Here is a 12,139-nt window from a genome sequence, read left to right as displayed (position 1 = left end):
TTCACGGCGATGCCCGCGCAGGACATCGACGCTCTGCTCACCGTCAACCTGAACGCCACGCTGCACCTGGTGCGGCTGGTGCTGCCGGGGATGGTGGACCGGCGCTGCGGCCGTGTGGTGCTGATCGGCTCCGTGGCCGGCAGCGTCGGGGTGCGCGGCGAGGCGGTGTACGCCGCGACGAAGGCCGGGCTGACCACGTTCGCCGACAGCCTGCGCTACGAGCTGGCGCCCAGCGGGGTGCGGGTCTCGATGGTGCTTCCCGGCGCGGTCGACACCCCGTTCTTCCAGCGCCGCGGCACGCCCTACCACCGGGACCGCCCCAGGCCCGTGCCCGCGACGCATGTCGCCGGGGCCGTCTGCCGGGCGCTGCGTACGGGCCGTCCCAACGCGTACGTGCCGTCCTGGATGGCGATGCCCGCCTGGTTGCACGGCGCGGCTCCCGGGGTGTTCCGCTCGCTCGCCCAGCGCTTCGGGTAGGGCACACGTGTGGTGGACGGCGGTTTCCCTCGTGCTGGCGCTGCTCGCGGCGCTGGGCAACGCCGCCGCTTCGGTGTTGCAGCGGCGGGCCGCGGCCGTCGAGGGGCCGGGCCCGTCCGGGCGGCGGCTGTCGTGGCTGCCGCACCTGCTGCGCCGTCCGGTGTGGCTGTGGGGCGCGGTGACTCTGGTGGCGTCCGGGGTGTGCCAGGCGGGTGCGCTGGCCACCGGGCCGCTGGCCGTGGTGCAGCCGGTGATGACGACGGAGCTGCTGTTCACTCTCATGCTGGGCAGCCTGGTCTTCCGGCAGCGTCCGGGGCGCCGGGCGTGGGGCGCGTTCGTGGCGATGGTCGTGGGGCTGGCCGCGCTGCTGGCGCTGGTGTGGCCGTCGGGCGGCAAGGCGTCCGTGCCCGACGGCAGGTGGCTGGTGGCGGCTCCCCTGGTGGTGGCGCTGGTGGTGGCGCTGGTGGTGGTCGCCTTCCGGCTGCCGTCGGCGCCGCGGGCGACCGTGCTGGGGTCGGCGACGGCCGTGCTGTTCGGGGTGACGGCGGCGCTGATGAAGGACGCGATCTCGCGGCTCGCCGACGACGGGCTCGTGCGGCTGCTGTCGGCGTGGCAGACCTACGGCGTGGTGGTCGCGGGGGTGGCCGGGTTCCTGCTGCTGCAACTGACGCTGCACGCGGGAACGCTGGTGGCCTCGCAGCCCGCGCTGACGCTGGGCGACGCCTTCTTGAGCGTGGTGCTGGGCGCGACCCTGTTCGACGAGCGGCTGACGCTGGGCTGGCTGGTGGTCCCCGAGCTGGTCGCCCTCGCGCTGATCAGCGTGGGCAGCGTCCAGCTCGCCCGCTCGCCCGCGGTGGCGGGAGACTCCGGCGACGGGGAGAGCCGGAAGGACATGTGGTGAGGCGCCGCCGCGTGCTCCTGGCAGCGGCGACCGCACCCGTGGCGGTGGCCGCCTGGCACATCGTCCCTGCCGCGACCTGGCTGCCGCCGGTACGCGCTGCCCTCTTCCCCGCGCTGGACGGGCGCGGCAGCCCGCGCCATGTCGCCCTGACGTTCGACGACGGCCCCGATGTCCGCTCCACCCCGTACTTCCTGCGCGAACTCGACCATCTGGGCGTCCGCGCGACGTTCTTCCTCCAGGGTGCGGCCGTGCGCCGCCACCCCGCCCTCGTCAGGTCCATGGCCGCCGAGGGCCACGAGTTGGCCGTGCACTGCTGGGAACACCAGCCGCCGTGGCTGCCGCGTCCCGTCGCCGAGCGCAGGGACCTGGAGCGGGCGGTCCTCGCCCTGCGGGAGATCGCGGACGCCGAACCCCGCTGGTACCGGCCGCCGTTCGGCGTGCTCACCGCCACCCGGTGGCGGGCCGCGCGGCGGCTCGGACTGCGCCCTGTGCTGTGGACGGCGTGGGGCCGCGACTGGCAGGCCCGCGCCGACACCGACAGCGTGCTGAGCGACCTGTGCAAGCGGCTCACCGGCGGCGCGACCGTCCTGCTGCACGACAGCGACCGCAACAGCGCCCCGGGCTCCTGGCACGTGACGTTGGCGGCCCTCCCCTACCTGGTGGCGCGCTGCCGTGCGGCGGGCTGGGGCATCGGTCCGCTGGCCGAGCACGGGGCGGGGGCGTGAAGACCGCGCCCCCGCCCCGTACTCGGCCCGGGACGCGGGGCCGTGGCCTCGACCGGACAGCGGCAGCGCCGGGGCCGGGGCGCTCCTGGGCCGGAGSGTGGAGGCGGGGGCGGGTCCGTCAGCGGTTCTGGTGGGCGGCGAGGGCGTGGACGACGTCGGCCGTGGCCGGGTGGAGGGCGCGGTAGAGGCCGTAGAGTTCGTCGTACCGGGCGGCGGCCTCCGGCCGGGGCGTGACGACTTCGCGGACGGGGTTCCAGTCGTCGATCGAGGCCTCCCCGACGAGCTGCGCGGCGAGCAGAGCGCCCCCGTAACTGGCGCCGATGGAGGTCGTGCGCAGCTCCTGGGGCCGTCCTGTGACGTCGGAGACGATGCGGGTCCACAGGCCGCCCTGGGTGCCGCCCCCCACGGCGACGACCCGGCGGATGTCGCCGCCCGCCGCCCGCAGGGCCTCGATGTTGTGCCGGACGGCGTACGCGGTCGCCTCCAGCGCGGCCCGGTAGAGGTCGCCCCGGGTGTGGGAGAGGGTCAGCCCCGCGATGACGCCGCGTGCGTGCGGGTCCATGACCGGAGTCCGCTCCCCCGCGAAGTACGGCAGCATCAGCAGTCCGCCGGCGCCGGGCCCGGACTCTTCGGCCAGCCGGAGGAGTCGGGCGTAGTCGGTGTCGCCGAACAGGTCGCGCAGCCAGCCGGTGACGGCACCTGAGGTGGCCATGCCGCCCGCGAGGTTGCGGGTACCGGGCAGGGCGCCGACGGTGCTCCACAGCGCCGGGTCGGTGAGCAGCTCGGGGACGGTGTGGACGAGGAACATCGTCGTGCCGTACATCAGCATGAGGTCGCCCACCTGGTGCGCTCCCACGCTCAGGGCCTCGGCCCAGGCGTCGACGGTCCCGGTGGTGACGGGGACGCCCTGGCGCAGCCCGGTCTGCCGGGCCGCCTCGGCGGTGACGGTGCCGGCCGCCTCGCCGGACCAGCGCAGCGGCGGGAGGTGCAGGCCGGGGGCGGTGTGTGCGGCCCACGGGGCGTACCAGTCCAGGGCGTGGGTGTCGTAGAGGGGGGTGGTCTGGCTCGCCGAGTGGTGGTCGAGGACGTAGGCGCCGGTGAGCCTGCGGGCCAGCCAGGAGCTGGGCATGTAGAGGCGGCGGGCGCGGGCGTACAGCTCCGGTTCCTCCTCGGCGACCCACGCGATCTTGGCTCCGGCCGCCTGGCTGGAGAGCTGCGAGCCGCAGCGGGCGCGGATCTGCTCGGCGCCCAGTTCCTTGTTGAGCCGGTCGATCTGGTCGACGGAGCGGGTGTCGACGCCGTAGAGGATCGCCGGGCGCAGCGGGGTGTCGTCGGCGTCGGTGAGCAGGACGCAGGGGCCCATGCCGCTGAGCCCGACGGCGACCACCTCGGCGTCGCCGGGCGCGGTCAGCTCGCGGGAGAGCGAGACGAACTCGCTCCACCAGACGTCGGCGTCCATCTCCACGTGCCCGGGCGCCGGCCGGTCGACGGCGTGCTCGCGGACGGCGGAGCGCAGCAGCGTGCCGTCCGGTGCGACCAGGACGCCCTTGCTGCTGGAGGTGCCGATGTCCACGCCCAGGACTGCGTTGAGGACCATGCGCGCAGGCTGGCAGAAATCGATTTCAGCGTCAACGTTTCGCCGTGTCGGCACCTCGCGCACGCCTGTTGACCCGCCGAAGTGTTGTCCCCACACTCCCTGAAATCGTTTTCGACAGGAGTCGTCGTGCTGACCGGGGTGAAGGCGGCCCTCAAGGCCACGAAGGGCGAGAATCTGCCCGAAACCATCAACACGGGCTTCTACTGGTACGACCGGAAGAACATCGACGACCCGAAGATCCAGTCCGTGCTCTACCGGTAGCGGCCTTCCGAGCGGCGCCCGCCGGACGCCGCAGCCGCACCTACTGGACACTCCAGTCGTGCGGGTGGGCGGGGTCGGCGGGGCAGGCGAAGATGTTGAGCTCCCCACCTCGGCCCACCACGACCTCCGTCGGCGTGCTGGAAGGACGCGGACTGGCGTCGCGCTCCTCCAGCGGCATCCAACTGCCGTTGCCCCCGTCCCACTCCAAGCTGTCGATCGTCAGCAACAGCTCCATGGGCTCACGGCAGGTCCGGCAATTCATGGCGTACGCGTCGGTCACGTGCCAGGAAGCGAACCCCCCCGCCCGCCAGCCAGGCGGTATGGACAGGTCGTACTGGTAGCACGGAACGCGCTCGGGCTCATCCGGCGCCGATGGCACGGACCCGGGCCCGGCCGGCTCGCCGTCGGCCTCTTCGTGCGACCTGCCGTGCTCCTTCCGCTCGGCCGCGCGCTCCTCCCCCGCCTTCTCCCAGGCAGCGAGGCCGGCCGCCAGTTCCTCGGGCAGCAGCCCCTCGAAGGGGTAGGTCGCCACCTGTTCGGGATGCAGGACGCACGGCTCGGGCACATAGCCGTCCCAGCCCACGACCTGCGGCTGCGGCGGCTGGGACAGCACCTCGGTGACCTGCGACGAGTGCCGCCAGCGCAGGTCCAGCGACATGCCGTACCCCGTCCTTCCGTGCCGGTCGAAGGGGCACCAGAAGACCTGGAGCAGGTCGCAGCCGTCCGGTCCCGGCAGCAGGTCCGGCACGTCCCGCCGGTAGAACTGGGCGACGCCGAGCAAGGGGAGCGGATCGGTGTCGGCGAGGCCCTCGACGCGGTACTCACGGCGCAACTCCTCCAGCAGCGCCCGCTCCTCATCCGTCGGGCCGGTCTGCGGGGAGCGGGCCCACGCCTCGTCAGACACCCGCCGCGCGCGATGGATATGGGCGACGAGCCGCCCGCGTCGCCGCGGATGCGGCTCGGTACACACCGGCCACGGTTCGTCGGCGGGCCACAGCAGCGGCCCGCCGACCGAACTGTCCGCCACCCCCGGTGCCCCCGGGCGCGGATGCAGCCGTGTCGTCGTACCGCGGTAGGCGGCCAGCTCGGGAAAGAGCGCCTCGATATCGCGCGGGCGGGGCGGCGTCGTCCTCGTCATGCCCCGACTTTAGTCTCCGCCGGACCGCCCGACCGCCGGCCTTGGGACCGGCGGGCCGGGGAGCCGGAGGGCCGGGGAGCCGGAGGGCCGGGAGCCGGGCGCGGCCACCGGCGGCCCGGCGGACGGTGTCGGGGGATAACCGCCGCGTTGGAGAAATTCGGCAGCACGGGGGTTTACCGCTCAGGACACCGGATATACGAGACGCCGAGTGCTTGGGAGTACAGGCACATCCGCGGGAGGCGACCGCAGACGATCGCCCCGGGTGTGTCGAGACCCGGGCACCGCACTCCTCCCGCGGTTGGTCCAGGTGTAAGCGAGACCGCAAGGAGCCGAATCCCATGTGCGCCGTACGGTACCGCCCGCAGCGAGCACGTCACAGCCATGCCGACGCCCCCGACACGTCCAGGGACTTCGAGCGGCTCGCCGCTCTTCCCCAGGGCCCCGAGCGGGAGGAGCTGAGCAGTCGGCTCGTCGAGGCCTGGCTGCCCATGGCCCACCGGCTGGCGGGCAAGTACCGCAGCCGCGGGGAATCCCTCGAAGACCTCGAACAGGTCGCGGCGCTCGGCCTCGTCAAGGCCGTCGACCGCTACGACCCGTCCCACGGCACCCCCTTCGTGCCGTTCGCCGTTCCCACCATCACAGGAGAGATCCGCCGCCACTTCCGCGACCACACCTGGGACGTGCACGTGCCGCGTCGCGTCCAGGAACTGCGCAACAAGGTCCGTGCCGCGATACGCGAGTTGAGCTCGGCGGTCGACGACCACACGCCGTCCGCGGAGCGGATAGCCGCCCACACCGGTCTGTCGCAGGAGGACGTCGAAGCCGGGCTGGAGGCCATCGGGAGCTTCCGCTCCCTGTCGCTGGACGCCTCGACCGGTGACTCCGACGACGGCTTCTCGCTGGCCGACACGTTCGGCCACAGCGAGCCCGACTACGAGACCGTCGTCGCCAAGGAAGCCGTCAAGCCGTGTCTGCGCGACCTGCCCGAGCGCCAGCGCCGGGTGCTGTACATGCGCTTCTTCCGGGACATGACGCAGTCCCGCATCGGCAAGGAGCTGGGCATCTCGCAGATGCACGTCTCCCGGCTGCTGAGCAAGAGCTTCGAGCACGTCCGCCACCAGGTCGAACACGACCGCAGGGCCGCACGCCCGCGCTGCGTCTCGGGCGCCCGCGCGGCCCGTGTGTGACACCGACGGCGACACCGACCCGCAAGGGAGCACGATCACCATGCTGATGGCACATCCCGCCGTTCTCCGCGATCTCGTCGAGCAGTACGAGGCGCTCAGCGCCCTGCACGCCGAGGACGGTTCCCCCGAATCCCAGCAGCGCCTCAACGACGTGGCCTACACCCTGTGCGTGTCCACCGGCACCCGCGACATCGACGCCGCGCTGATCGCCGCCCGGCACCACCTCCCCGGCGCCCGGGTCGAGGACGACTCCGTCCTGGACAGCCCCGACCCGGGGCCCACCGCCGTCACCTCGGCGGGGGCCGGGGTCTGAGGTCTGGGCGCTGAGGCCTGTGCCCGAGCCCTGCGGCCTCAAGCCCCATGTCCTGAAGCTTGAGGCCCGCAATGCGCCTGAGGCTTGAAGCCTGCGGTGCGCCTGAGGCTTGAGGCCTGGGGTGCGCCTGAGGCTTGAAGCCCGCAGTGCGCCTGAGGCTTGAGGCCTGCGGTGCGGGGGTCCCGTAGCCCGCCGAAGAGGGCGCGGCCCGCACCGCCCCCGCAGCTCCACCACGCGCGGGTGGCCGGACCCGGTGTCCGGTCGCCCGCGCGTGGCGTGGCAGCTCACCGGCCGGCTGCTGCTGCCCGCCGGATCAGTGCGGCGAACCGGCGGGTCACCTCGTGCCAGACCGGCGTCGCCGTCCGCGCGTCCTCCTCGGCCCGGCGGTGCAGCGCCTCCCGGTCGTCACCGTGCTCGGCGAGGCTCGCCGGGTCCCAGGTCAGCAACCGCTCCGGGGCGGTCTCCGGATGGAACTGCACACCCCAGGCCCGCTCCCCCACGCGAAAGGCCTGGTAGGGGCAGCGGTCGCTCCGAGCCAGCCAGACCGCGCCCGGTGGCAGCGAGGTGACCGCGTCCACGTGCCGTTCGATCGCCGTGACCTGCGCGGGCAGGGAGTGGAAGAGCGGATCTGCTGCCGCTTCCGTCCGCACGGTAAGGGCCGTGCTGCCCATCTCCGGGACTCCGTGCCGGGCCGCGACCTTGCCGCCCGCGACGTGCGCCAGCAGTTGCCCGCCCAGGCAGATGCCGAGGAAGGGCGTCCGCTCGGCGAGCGCTGTCGCCACGAGCCCGCGCGTCGCGCCGAGCCAGGGTGCTCGCGCGTCGTCGTTCGGCATGAAGCCGCCTCCGAGCACCACGAGCGCGGCATGCGTCAGCCGCGACGGCACGGCCTCACCCGCGTACGCGTGGAGGACGTCCATGGCGGCTCCGGCTTCCTCCAGCCAGTCACCGACACGGCCCGGCCCGCCACGGGGCGTGTTCTGCACTGCCAACACCCGCATGTCCTCGCTCCTTCGTGCCGCCCCTCGTCCGACGCCGCTCGCCGGCGTGCCGCCCGGCCTGCCGGGTACCCGCACAGTGTCGGTGTTCCGAGAGGGAGGAACCATGGGGCTCACGTTCCGGAAGAGCATCCGGATTCTGCCGGGAGTACGGATGAACATCAACCGTCGGTCGGTGTCCTTCAGGGTGGGCGGCCCCGGCGGAGGGCGCCGGACGTACGGCTCCCGGGGCCGCCGCACGACGTCGATGGACCTTCCCGGCCCGTTCGGTTACCGGCGCAGCAGCCGCCGCGTCGGCCGACGGGGCACCACGCGGCGCTGAGCGGCGGGTGCGCGCGGCCGTCGCGCGCGCCGGAGTCGGCAGTTCCGACGTGGCGCGCGCAAGCCCCCGCACCCCCAGAACGGACGCCGAGGCCGGAGGGGCTTCACCGGCCCCTCCGGCCTCGGCGCGGGCACCGCGTCAGAGGCGGCCACCAGTCAGACGTGTCAGCGGTCCCGCCCTTCTGCGGGTCGTCGTACGCCCCAGCGCGAACGCGCCTGCCAGCAGCGCCGCCAGGCTCCCACCCGCTCCTGCCGCGATCTTCTTGCGCTGTTTGACGGCGGCCAGTCCGGCCGTGGCGGCACTCGTGACCGTGGTCGTCGCGGACGCCAGCGTGGTCCTGGCGGCCTCTCCCTTCGCGGCCTCGCCCGCTGAGCCTCCTGCGGCTCCGCCCGCCTCGGTGGCGGTCCGCGTGGCCGCCGCGGACTTCTTCGCGCTCTGTGTCTTCGCGTTCTTCACAGGGTCAGCCATGCACGGCGGGTAGCCGTCAGGGCGCCGCCCAAACGCGCGGACGCCCGAACCCGCGGAGACCGAGCGGGCGTTCGCGACGGGGCGGTCCACCGGCCACGGGGCGGTCAACCTCCGTACATGCTGCGGAAGAAGACGTAACCGATCACCATGCCGAGGACGATCCCGGCTATGGAGACGCCGATCGCCGTGCCGGCGAGCCGCTCCTGTTTGGATTTGGCGACGATGCCGCAGATGAGGCCCGCGATACCGAAACCGGGCGGGCAGAAGACGAACGCGATGGCACCGAGCACGATGCCCACGATGCTCAGCGTGTTGGAGTCGTTGACGGGCCGTCCCGGCTGGTACGGCGGTCCCGGATAAGACACTGCGCCCCCTCACATGTGTCGGGTGACGACACCTTAGGGAGTGCGCGTCGGTGTGGGTAGCCCTCGCGCATCCGGGAAACGGGCCGCGCGCCGCACGGGAACGCGGCCACGCACCAGGGGCAGTTCGGCGTGCCGGACGGACCCGAGCCGGCTCAGGCGGGCTTGAGCGCGGTGTCGGCGGAACCGGCCGCGGAAGGGCCGGGCACGACGGTGCCTCGTGTGGCGTCGGCGAAGCCCCGCAGCCCCTTGAGCAGCGCCTCGCGTTCCCTCACCCGCATGGTGCCGAGCAGCTCCAGCAGCGCTTCCTCCCGCTGCTCGCGCAGATCCGTCAGGTAGGCGCGGCCACGCGGGGTCAGCCGCAGTTCCAGCTCCCGTCTGCTGGTGGGGCTGGGCGAGCGTTCCACGAAGCCGATCGCCTCCAGCCGGTCGCACAGCCGACTCACGGACGACGGCGCGGATCCGAGCGCCTCACCCAGTGCCCGGAGGTTCATGCCCTCGTCGCGGTCGACGCAGTACATGACCCGAAGCTGCGACGGCGAGACGGGCGCGGTGGACGCGGCGTTCCTGCCGCGTTCCCACAACACCTCCAGCAGTTCGATGACCTCGCTCGCCCGTTGTGCGGTATCACGGGCGTGACGACCGGGAGGGGTAGGGTTCACACCCATATCAGTACCACTCCATATCGGCGAGACCGCTCTCTGTCGGCGAGACCGCTCCCTGTGGGCGAGACCGCTCCCTGTGGGCGAGCGGACACAAGCCGAGGCGAGGCCCCGACCCCTCTCCTCTCACCGCCTCGGGGCAGCCCCGGCGGCGGCTCACCCGGTGTACGTCAGCTGACCCGCGGGCGGACCGCCCCCGCGGCACGCCTGGGCGGCGGTGCGCTGACGCTCGCCCGGGCGTTGAGCAGCGAGTCGAAGAGGGCTCCGGCGGCGAGGAGGGCGGCGCGCGCGTCCTGAGGCGCCCGGTGCTCGGCGTGTGCGGTGCGGGCCGCCTCGTGGACGCGGCGGTACCCGTGGACCCGGCGGGCGTGGTGGACCGACAGCGCGGCGGCCAGATCCTCGAACGGCGCCTCCGCCGGGTAGCCCCGCTCGGCTGCCAGTTCCGTCAGCAGGGCCTCCGCCGCGTCGAGCGCCCGGCCCGGTTCGGCCGAGAAGTCCTCTTCCAGAGCGGACCAGCGGGCGAGGTAGTGCTCGCGCGCGGCGCGGTGGAGCGGCGCCACCCTGAGTTGGGCGTACCTCTTGAGCCGGGTACGCAGCTCCCGCCTGGTGGTGCGCACGTCGCCGCCGCGCCGGACCAGGGTGCGGTCGTACTCGGGACCGAACCGGCCTTCCAGATCCTCTCCGTCCCGGTCCGCCGCCTCCTGCCTGAGGCGGAGCGCGAGCCCGACGGCGACCGCGAGGACCACGCCGAGACCGGCGATGAGCAGGATGGTGAACATGCGCGCCTTCTCCCCGGCTTCCGGACCCGTCGGCAGGCGGAAACCGTCCTGACAAAAAAATGGGGGATCGGGCTCTGAGAAGAGACCCGGCATGGGGCCCGTGCCCACCCGGGGCATCGGTAAACCTCCCGAAGAAAAATCCCTCAGGACGGCTCCCGCCTGCCTCGTTTCCCGCGCTCCTCCCCTCGGGTGACCAGGGCCCCAGGAGCGTGCCCTGCCTGCCCGCAGGGCACGGCGGCAGCACCTGCCATACCCACGCACAGCCACCCTTCGCTAGGATCCCGGCCAGGTGTCCGGGCACGGGGCCCGGGGATGTGGTTGAGGTGGGACATGGTTGCTGGTCGAGTCGTCCGGTTCGACGGTGCGCGGGGTTACGGGTTCATCGCGCCGGAACACGGGGGCGAGGACGTCTTCCTGCACGCGAACGATCTGATGGTGCCGGAGTCCTACGTGCACACCGGCGTAGCCGTCGAATTCGAGATCGAGGACGGTGACCGGGGACTGAAGGCCTCCTCGGTCCGGCTCCTGCACAACCCGGAGAACATGTCGCCGTTCGCGCCGGCACCCTCCGCCGCCGGCGCGCCCCGGGAAGCGTCGGGCGCCGTCCGCTCGGACGATCCGGACGATCCCCTGTGCGACGTGCTCAGCGTCGCGGAGTACACCAGGGCGGTCACGGAACTGCTGCTGGAAGCCGCGCCGGGGCTGACCGGGGCGCAGATCCTCGACATCCGCCGCAGGCTGGTGCAGTTCGGAAAGCAGCACGGCTGGGCCGAGGACTGACACCGAAGGCACCCGCACACGGTCCGTGCCCGCCCCGGGGCGCCCTCCGCGGGCCCCGGGCGGCCCGGTCCGCTCGTACACGGGAGCGGACCGGGCCCGGGTAGGTGCGACGCGGCAGGCGTGACCCCGCCGCGACGCGTACGTGCGCCTCGCGGCGGGGTCAGTACCAGCCGTGCGAGTTGTGGTGGGCGAGCGCCGCCTGCCAGGAGCCGTAGCGGTTCTCGACGTAGCGCTCGGCTCCGGCGTGCTGTTCGGCGACCGTGCCCTTGCCCCAGGGCTGGTCGGTCTGGAACAACCCGTGGTACTTGCCGTTCTGGGCGTTGGGGTTGCCGCTGGACTCCCGGCGGATGATCTCCGCCTTCGCCGCGTTCTCCGACATGGAGGCGGCCGAGGAGCCGGGCTTGGACCGCGTGGCCTCCGGAGCCGCCTCTTCCTGTGACTCCTCCTCCTGCGCTTGCGGCGCCTGTGAGGCCTGTGGTGCCTCGGGGGTTGCCTCCTGCGCCGGGGGCGGCGCGGAGGSRGCCGGCKGKRSGGTRYKCGSSCCGGCGACCTCCAGTCGCTGACCAGGGAAGATCCGGTCGGGATCGGGAAGGCCGTTGCGTTCGGCCAGTTCCTGCCAGGTGGTCCCGTGGCGCTGTGCGACCTCGGAGAGGGTGTCGCCGGGCTGCACCTCGTACCCGGTGGTGCCCTGCGTCTCGTACCCGGTGGTGCCCTGGGCCCGCGCGGTGGCCTCCGCGTGGGTGTGCGTGCCGGCGGACTGCGCCTCCTGCCCGAAGGCGGGAGTCGCCGGGACGGCGACCGCGGCCGCCGTGAGGACGCCGAAGGTGGCGATCTTGGTCTTACGCATCTGAATCAGGTCCTTACCGTCGAGTCCGGAGACTCTCTGTTGGGGTCAGAGGAAAGCCCGTCAGGGCGGTAGCAAACTCCTCCTGGGCGCTCCCCGGGCTGACGATCCGTTCGGCTTGGCCGATCTTTCACTCGGGCAGAGGTACCGGGCGTCCCCGATGGGCGGTACCCGGCGCCGCCGAGACGTGTCCACGGCCCGTCGGGGCACCGGAGGGTGTGGTTCCGGTGCCTCGCGTGGCGGCGCGGTCCGCACACGGGCGGAGGGGCCCCGGCCCGGCGGGGCACCGGAGGGGGGGGTTCCGGGGCCCCGACGGGCCGTGGACACG

At 73.2% G+C, this 12,139-nt stretch carries 16 protein-coding genes; 8 read left to right on the top strand and 8 right to left on the bottom strand.

The annotated features are described in order from the left end of the window. The 3 genes from AB8Z75_RS23165 to AB8Z75_RS23155 all read left to right on the top strand — a co-directional run. Positions 1-477 (top strand): SDR family NAD(P)-dependent oxidoreductase (locus AB8Z75_RS23165; protein WP_369205007.1); only part of this gene is annotated, 477 nt, incomplete at its 5' end. A 7-nt stretch (positions 478-484) separates the two neighbouring features. Beyond that, a complete protein-coding gene (locus AB8Z75_RS23160; RefSeq protein WP_369205005.1) occupies positions 485-1,378 on the top strand; it encodes a DMT family transporter in 894 nt (297 codons plus the stop codon). Then, a complete protein-coding gene (locus tag AB8Z75_RS23155) occupies positions 1,375-2,103 on the top strand; it encodes a polysaccharide deacetylase family protein (RefSeq protein ID WP_369205003.1) in 729 nt (242 codons plus the stop codon). The genes AB8Z75_RS23160 and AB8Z75_RS23155 overlap by 4 nt, the downstream gene beginning before the upstream one ends. 118 nt (positions 2,104-2,221) lie before the next feature. On the opposite strand, the gene AB8Z75_RS23150 is transcribed toward AB8Z75_RS23155, so the two are convergent. Next, on the bottom strand, positions 2,222-3,700 hold the full coding sequence (locus tag AB8Z75_RS23150) for an FGGY-family carbohydrate kinase (protein WP_369205001.1): 1,479 nt from the start codon (positions 3,698-3,700) through the stop codon (positions 2,222-2,224). A gap of 126 nt (positions 3,701-3,826) precedes the next feature. Between AB8Z75_RS23150 and AB8Z75_RS23145 the strand changes: the two genes are divergently transcribed. Next, complete coding sequence (locus AB8Z75_RS23145) at positions 3,827-3,961, top strand: hypothetical protein (protein WP_369204999.1); 135 nt, start codon at positions 3,827-3,829, stop codon at positions 3,959-3,961. A gap of 40 nt (positions 3,962-4,001) precedes the next feature. Here AB8Z75_RS23145 and AB8Z75_RS23140 read toward each other — a convergent pair whose 3' ends face one another. Next, entirely contained in the window at positions 4,002-5,099 is a 1,098-nt protein-coding gene (locus tag AB8Z75_RS23140) for a hypothetical protein (protein WP_369204997.1), read from the bottom strand. A 338-nt stretch (positions 5,100-5,437) separates the two neighbouring features. On the opposite strand from AB8Z75_RS23140, the gene AB8Z75_RS23135 reads away from it, so the two are divergent. Further along, positions 5,438-6,286: a SigB/SigF/SigG family RNA polymerase sigma factor gene (locus AB8Z75_RS23135; protein WP_369204995.1), complete on the top strand. Its 849-nt coding sequence runs from the start codon at positions 5,438-5,440 to the stop codon at positions 6,284-6,286. 40 nt (positions 6,287-6,326) lie between these two features. Continuing rightward, positions 6,327-6,599 (top strand): DUF5133 domain-containing protein, encoded by a 273-nt coding sequence (locus AB8Z75_RS23130; RefSeq protein WP_369204993.1) that lies wholly within the window; start codon positions 6,327-6,329, stop codon positions 6,597-6,599. A 284-nt stretch (positions 6,600-6,883) separates the two neighbouring features. Here AB8Z75_RS23130 and AB8Z75_RS23125 read toward each other — a convergent pair whose 3' ends face one another. Then, on the bottom strand, positions 6,884-7,597 hold the full coding sequence (locus AB8Z75_RS23125; protein WP_369204991.1) for a type 1 glutamine amidotransferase: 714 nt from the start codon (positions 7,595-7,597) through the stop codon (positions 6,884-6,886). Between the two features lie 103 nt (positions 7,598-7,700). On the opposite strand from AB8Z75_RS23125, the gene AB8Z75_RS23120 reads away from it, so the two are divergent. Beyond that, complete coding sequence (locus AB8Z75_RS23120; RefSeq protein WP_369204989.1) at positions 7,701-7,916, top strand: DUF4236 domain-containing protein; 216 nt, start codon at positions 7,701-7,703, stop codon at positions 7,914-7,916. A gap of 138 nt (positions 7,917-8,054) precedes the next feature. Here the strand turns inward: AB8Z75_RS23120 and AB8Z75_RS23115 are convergent, their stop codons facing one another. From AB8Z75_RS23115 to AB8Z75_RS23100, 4 genes are all read right to left on the bottom strand, one after another. After that, the gene (locus AB8Z75_RS23115) at positions 8,055-8,384 is read right to left on the bottom strand and encodes a hypothetical protein (RefSeq protein ID WP_369204987.1); all 330 of its coding nucleotides are present in this window, start codon (positions 8,382-8,384) and stop codon (positions 8,055-8,057) included. 104 nt (positions 8,385-8,488) lie between these two features. Further along, positions 8,489-8,749, bottom strand: a complete 261-nt coding sequence (locus tag AB8Z75_RS23110) for a hypothetical protein (protein WP_369204985.1) — start codon at positions 8,747-8,749, stop codon at positions 8,489-8,491. Positions 8,750-8,901: 152 nt separating this feature from the next. After that, positions 8,902-9,414: a MarR family winged helix-turn-helix transcriptional regulator gene (locus AB8Z75_RS23105; protein WP_369204983.1), complete on the bottom strand. Its 513-nt coding sequence runs from the start codon at positions 9,412-9,414 to the stop codon at positions 8,902-8,904. A 164-nt stretch (positions 9,415-9,578) separates the two neighbouring features. Continuing rightward, positions 9,579-10,187, bottom strand: a complete 609-nt coding sequence (locus tag AB8Z75_RS23100; protein ID WP_369204981.1) for a hypothetical protein — start codon at positions 10,185-10,187, stop codon at positions 9,579-9,581. A gap of 330 nt (positions 10,188-10,517) precedes the next feature. Between AB8Z75_RS23100 and AB8Z75_RS23095 the strand changes: the two genes are divergently transcribed. Next, complete coding sequence (locus AB8Z75_RS23095; RefSeq protein WP_369204979.1) at positions 10,518-10,967, top strand: cold-shock protein; 450 nt, start codon at positions 10,518-10,520, stop codon at positions 10,965-10,967. Between the two features lie 160 nt (positions 10,968-11,127). On the opposite strand, the gene AB8Z75_RS23090 is transcribed toward AB8Z75_RS23095, so the two are convergent. Beyond that, complete coding sequence (locus AB8Z75_RS23090) at positions 11,128-11,814, bottom strand: LysM domain-containing protein (protein WP_369204977.1); 687 nt, start codon at positions 11,812-11,814, stop codon at positions 11,128-11,130. Between the last annotated feature and the right edge of the window lie 325 nt (positions 11,815-12,139).

Source organism: Streptomyces sp. PU-14G, from assembly GCF_041028275.1.
GTDB lineage: Bacteria > Actinomycetota > Actinomycetes > Streptomycetales > Streptomycetaceae > Streptomyces.
Note: the sequence above shows the minus strand (reverse complement) of the source record. Positions and strands in the feature narration are given on the sequence as shown.

What these genes read in the sequence shown, in the direction of transcription:
- AB8Z75_RS23125 (WP_369204991.1), bottom strand. Translation starts at nt 7,597, where the DNA reads ATGCGGGTGTTGGCAGTGCAGAACACGCCCCGTGGCGGGCCGGGCCGT.
- AB8Z75_RS23120 (WP_369204989.1), top strand. Translation starts at nt 7,701, where the DNA reads ATGGGGCTCACGTTCCGGAAGAGCATCCGGATTCTGCCGGGAGTACGG.
- AB8Z75_RS23115 (WP_369204987.1), bottom strand. Translation starts at nt 8,384, where the DNA reads ATGGCTGACCCTGTGAAGAACGCGAAGACACAGAGCGCGAAGAAGTCC.
- AB8Z75_RS23150 (WP_369205001.1), bottom strand. Translation starts at nt 3,700, where the DNA reads ATGGTCCTCAACGCAGTCCTGGGCGTGGACATCGGCACCTCCAGCAGC.
- AB8Z75_RS23130 (WP_369204993.1), top strand. Translation starts at nt 6,327, where the DNA reads ATGCTGATGGCACATCCCGCCGTTCTCCGCGATCTCGTCGAGCAGTAC.
- AB8Z75_RS23135 (WP_369204995.1), top strand. Translation starts at nt 5,438, where the DNA reads ATGTGCGCCGTACGGTACCGCCCGCAGCGAGCACGTCACAGCCATGCC.
- AB8Z75_RS23140 (WP_369204997.1), bottom strand. Translation starts at nt 5,099, where the DNA reads ATGACGAGGACGACGCCGCCCCGCCCGCGCGATATCGAGGCGCTCTTT.
- AB8Z75_RS23100 (WP_369204981.1), bottom strand. Translation starts at nt 10,187, where the DNA reads ATGTTCACCATCCTGCTCATCGCCGGTCTCGGCGTGGTCCTCGCGGTC.
- AB8Z75_RS23105 (WP_369204983.1), bottom strand. Translation starts at nt 9,414, where the DNA reads ATGGGTGTGAACCCTACCCCTCCCGGTCGTCACGCCCGTGATACCGCA.
- AB8Z75_RS23095 (WP_369204979.1), top strand. Translation starts at nt 10,518, where the DNA reads ATGGTTGCTGGTCGAGTCGTCCGGTTCGACGGTGCGCGGGGTTACGGG.